The organism is Nocardioides terrae (assembly GCF_900112345.1).
Lineage (GTDB): Bacteria > Actinomycetota > Actinomycetes > Propionibacteriales > Nocardioidaceae > Nocardioides > Nocardioides terrae.
The window spans coordinates 1-4,488 of the sequence record NZ_FOLB01000029.1 but is presented as its reverse complement, the minus strand read 5'-3'; the positions used below and the strand labels follow the sequence as shown (position 1 = coordinate 4,488).

The 4,488-nt window shown below is 64.3% G+C and carries 5 protein-coding genes and 1 pseudogene; 3 read left to right on the top strand and 3 right to left on the bottom strand.

Annotated elements, in window-relative coordinates; genetic code table 11:
- A partial coding sequence (locus tag BM236_RS18545; protein WP_139230176.1) for an integrase core domain-containing protein occupies positions 1–302 on the top strand: 302 nt, incomplete at its 5' end.
- A gap of 107 nt (positions 303–409) precedes the next feature.
- On the opposite strand, the gene BM236_RS18540 is transcribed toward BM236_RS18545, so the two are convergent.
- Positions 410–1,840: an argonaute/piwi family protein gene (locus tag BM236_RS18540; RefSeq protein WP_091126758.1), complete on the bottom strand. Its 1,431-nt coding sequence runs from the start codon at positions 1,838–1,840 to the stop codon at positions 410–412.
- Positions 1,837–3,165, bottom strand: a complete 1,329-nt coding sequence (locus tag BM236_RS18535; protein ID WP_091126757.1) for a DUF4365 domain-containing protein — start codon at positions 3,163–3,165, stop codon at positions 1,837–1,839. The genes BM236_RS18540 and BM236_RS18535 overlap by 4 nt, the downstream gene beginning before the upstream one ends.
- Before the next feature lie 297 nt (positions 3,166–3,462).
- Between BM236_RS18535 and BM236_RS19645 the strand changes: the two are divergent.
- Positions 3,463–3,585, top strand: a pseudogene (locus BM236_RS19645) (helix-turn-helix domain-containing protein); the annotation flags it as partial.
- 37 nt (positions 3,586–3,622) lie between these two features.
- Here BM236_RS19645 and BM236_RS18525 read toward each other — a convergent pair.
- Positions 3,623–4,252 carry a site-specific integrase gene (locus tag BM236_RS18525; RefSeq protein WP_281247711.1) on the bottom strand — a complete coding sequence of 210 codons (630 nt, stop codon included), beginning with the start codon at positions 4,250–4,252 and terminating at the stop codon, positions 3,623–3,625.
- On the opposite strand from BM236_RS18525, the gene BM236_RS18520 reads away from it, so the two are divergent.
- On the top strand, positions 4,175–4,488 hold a 314-nt coding region (locus BM236_RS18520), incomplete at its 3' end, for a transposase (RefSeq protein WP_139230149.1). The two genes, BM236_RS18525 and BM236_RS18520, sit on opposite strands and share 78 nt — an antisense overlap.

The following is a 4,488-nucleotide window of genomic DNA, read 5'->3' as shown; positions in this document are numbered from 1 at the left end:
ATTCGGACAGAGGCGGTCAATTTCGTGCCAAGCGCACCCAGCGGCTGCTGGCGAACAACGGCCTGATCGGCTCGATGGGCCGCTCCTACGGCGCCGGAGACAACGCCAGCATGGAGAGCTTCTTCAGCCTTCTGCAGAAGAACGTCCTCAACACCAGGCGCTGGGAGAACCGCGAAGACCTCCGGCTCGCGATCGTCACCTGGATCGAGACCAAGTACAACCGACGCCGTCGCCAACGCGCCCTCGGCAAGCTCACCCCGGTCGAGTTTGAGATGATCTACGCCGCCGCAAACGCGGCCTGATTACTGCAAACCCCGAGTGTCAACCAAAGCGGGGGCAGACCCTTATGCTGGCCGATGCGATCCGAAGAAGCGACGAGCTCAATCCCAGCTACACCCACCGAGCCAAGTCACATGTAGTAGGCGTATCGCGGCGCCGGGCGTTCATTCGGGCCGAGGTGCTTCAGGATCCGGCCGATCGAGTCAGCTGTGCGCAGCGTGATGGGCACCCGTCCGTCGAGTTGGGTGGCGTTCCAGTTCATCTTGGAGAGCGCGAGCAGCTCAGTCGCGATCTCGGCCGCGCTCGACTGCACGTCGACAAGGCGGAAGGGGAGTGCCGACGGCACGTACATCCCTGGGTAAGTCCGGTAGAACGGAACGCTCCCACGGGTGTAGAGCAGGTGCCGGGTGTCGGTGAGCGACAGGAGCGTGCCTCGTAGGGTCGTCTGCTCGCCTTGCCGAAACAGCCGGGGGGAGTCATCGCGTGGGATCCAGACGAGTTCGAGCATGGCCAGGCGCTCCGCCTCGGCGGCAGCCCGGAAGCCCTCCAGCTCTTCAAGCGTGAACGAAGAGGTCTTGTGCAGCATGACGCGTGCGGGTGCCGTCTTGTGCTCGATGCGGTAACGGGCCAGCGACTGCTCAAGGAGGTCCTTGGCGTCGTCACCGGTGAGGTGTGGCTGTCGGTCGTCCTTCGACTGAGTGGCCTGCGCGCCACGGACGATCACGCCGTCGCCGCGCTCGTTGAAAACCTGCGCCACGCTCGTCTGCAGTGTTTCGTTGTCGGTGCTCCGGTAGAAGGCGACACCGACGTAGCAGGTCGTGAGGTCCCGGACATGGCGGGTCATCCGCCATGGCACGCCGCCGGCCTTGTAGTACAACGCCGTGTGCAGGTTCCAGGCCTTGGTTGCCTCGTCCTGCTGGCGTCGCCTGTCGCGGCCCTTTGGCTTGTAGGTCGGGTCCCAGGTCTCGCGTCGGATAATTTGGATGGGACGACTACCGCTCAGCGAGCGTGCCTTCAGCAGTTCGTGGAAGTCGAAGCCGATAGACGCAGCTTTTGGTTGCTCCCACGGTCGGTCAGGGTTGGTCTTCGGCTCCTCGCGTTCCGGCAGATCGTCGGGACGGCAGACGATGATCACGTCGCAGTTGGGTTCCTCATCGAGCGTTCTCAGCTCGGCCTCGTACAGTTCGACGCCCTTCTGCACAGCCTGCAGCGGACTCAGCGTTGCGATGTTCTCCAGGGCTCGTTTGTCGAGTGTGCGCTCCAGCCGTCCGTTCCAGATGATCGTCGAGCGGAAGCCGACGCTGGTATGGAACCCAGGAAACGGCAAGTAGAGGTGCGATAGCGGGCTTTCTTTGGGTGCAATTGGTTCGCGGCAGCGGTCGAGCCATGCCTTGACCCCATCGATGGCCTCCTTGGTGCCCACGATGCCGATCTGGATCGTCCGGACTCCCGTATTGCTCAGGTCGGCCGGACCGTAGTTGTTGATGCCGCTACGTGGGTCGATGTGGCGGCTGCCGTTGCCGAATTCCAGGTCCGGTTCTTCGATGAACGTGAGTTTCATGCCGTCTCCGCCAGCTCCCCGTCAGCCAGAGGATCGGTCGGGTCCGACGCCTCCGCCGCTCGCTTCCACTTCGCCTCGTCGATGCCTCGGTCGGTGTCGAAGGTGACGAGTTTGCCGAAGTCGAGGATCCGCTCGTTCTGGCTGAACAAGCTGTCATGGCCGCCCTCGCGACCTGCGAGGATGGCGGCCCACATGCGGGTCTCGCCGAGCACAGCGGGGTTACGTTCGAGCCGCTTGATGCCGCTCAGGTACTGGGCTGTGAACCGTGACTCGCGGTAGCCGTCGATCGAGTAGTAGTAGTCGGGCGTCAGGGCGCAGAACCACTCGTCGTCGAGGTTGAGGAACTGCCACTTGAGGCCGGCGTGCTTGTAGTAGCTGACCTGCGATGGGTTGGTCTTCTTGGCGTGCGGCTTGAAGACGGAGCGCCAATGGGTGCCGCTTGTGTTCCAGCTCCGTGGCGACAGGTCGTCGGTGGCGCGGAAGTAGAGCATGTGGCGCTTGCCGTGGAAGGCGCAGTCATCGCGGAGGTCTTGCCGGAAGGCGTTGTTGAGTAAGCGCACCAGTACTCGCTCGCTGTCCGGGCTGCCGTCGAGCAGTTCGCCGGTGGCCTCGATCGTCGGGTCACCGTTCACCGCGCCCGCCAGCGCGGTGTCCTCGACGGGGCTCCACGTCAGCAGCCGGCCGCCGAAGAGGGTGAAGTCGTCTCGGATGTCGAGGCTGCTCTCGCGCTGTAGGTCGTAGACCTTCCGGGGGAGTGTGACCGCGGCGTCGTATGCCCAGAACACGTCGGGCATCGTCACGGGCAGCAGGTTCGACTCCAGCGTTTCATCACGCAGATCAGCGACGGGCGTGTGCGCGCGGCCGTGAGGATCCGCAACCGCGAACAGCCGGTCGGAGACGTCCCCTTCAAGGGACATGGTGATCTTGTTGAAGTCCACACGTCCGCTGGCGCGACGGGCGGGATCCGCGAAGTAGGACTGGATGTGCGCCCACCAGGCTTCGCCCCGCTTGGGGTGTGAGCAGACCAGCAGGACGGGCATTGAAGACTTCATCCAGTAGTCCAGGTCGCGCTCGTCGCAGTCGTAGTGGAACCGGTCGGCGGTCTCACCGGGGAAGTCGTTGTCGCTGGCCTTGCTTTGCACCTGGAGGTGGCAGTTGCTGACTTCGCCCGTCGCAGGGTCGCGCAGCTCGATCGTGCCATCGATCCCGGCGTCGACTGTGCGCTCGTGCCAGACGTGATCCATGGCGCTGACCCGCTGGTGGATAAGGGCGATACCAGCATCGCCGATGTGCGCGCTGCGGCTGACCTGCTTACCGCTTCCCACCCGGTCACCTCGCTTCTGCCGGGGAATCTGGAGAGCCTCGGCTCTCTGAGGGTACGAGTCGCCTCCGACAGTACGAGGCAGACGCGGTTCAGAGACGGTGCTACCTGCGGGCGTCCGGATTTGATGAGGCCCACGCCTTTCGAGAGGACCGGTAGGCATCGCCGTTGTCACGCTCCACCTCGAGTCAGCGGCGTGTCCCAGCGCCCTCTGCCCAGCGCGGGTATCACGTAGGTCGCTCAACTTGTGAGGAGATTCGCGGCGGGGGCTCCCGCTTGCTCCGACTAGTGTCTGTCAGCGATGGTTTCCGGAATTGACCCCTCAGTGCTGCGCGCCGCTCGCGAGAAGGCGGGCCTGACCCAGCATGAGTTGGCGCGTCTAGTTGGTGCCGCCGGTGGGGAGCGCATATCTCGTTGGGAGCTGGGCGCGTCGGTTCGGCCGGACTTCTTGGTCAAGCTTGCTAGAGCGCTCGACATCCCGACCCGTGGCCGAGGTATTCGGACACGGCGCGAATCGATTCGCCGGCGTCGAGGAGCACAGAGGCGTACCAGTGGCGTAGGGCGTGCATGCCGTTGTCACGAGATTGCTCGATGCCCACATGGGCTTGGCCGGGCTTCCAGAGCCGTGTGTTGAAGTAGTTGCGGTTGAGGGCAGAACGCTCGCGTGTGGTGAGTATGAGTCCTGCGCTCGACTTCTTGTCCGCCTGGGGCGTTCCCCACGGAAGCGTGATGCTCCGTCGCGGGTAGGTAGCGAGGTGGTTGCTGAGTTCCGTTGCGACGCTCTCGGGCAAGGGGACGGTTCGGGTCTTCTCGCCCTTCGGCAGGCCAAAGACCAGGCGGTTGCCTCCGAACACCTTGACTTGCCGCCTGACCTCCACAACTCCGCGGAGGAAGTCGACATCCTCGACCGCGAGCCCAAATACCTCGCCTTGGCGTAGTCCCAGCCCCGATCCCAACGTGACTGCGATCCTGTACTGAATCGCGCTGGGTTTCGTTCCGCTTGATGAGTCAGGATGGGAACGATGGCCAGGTATACGAACGAGATGCGTGAGCGGGCGGTCCGGATGGTCGCCGAGGTCCGCCCGGAGCACCCGCACGAGACGGCCGCGCTGCGGCACGTCGCGGGGTTGTTGGGGATGAACGTCGAGACCCTGCGGCTGTGGGTCCACCGCGCGCAGGTCGATGCCGGAGTCCGGCCCGGGACGACCTCGGAGGAGGCTGAGGAGATCAAGCGCCTCAAGCGTGAGGTTGCCGAGCTTCGCAGGGCGAACGAGATCTTGAAGTCCGCCTCAGTGTTTTTCGCCAAGGAGCTCGACCGTCCCACGAC

Excerpts from the sequence above, each read along its gene's own strand:
- BM236_RS18540 (WP_091126758.1), bottom strand. The coding sequence starts at position 1,840 with ATGAAACTCACGTTCATCGAAGAACCGGACCTGGAATTCGGCAACGGC.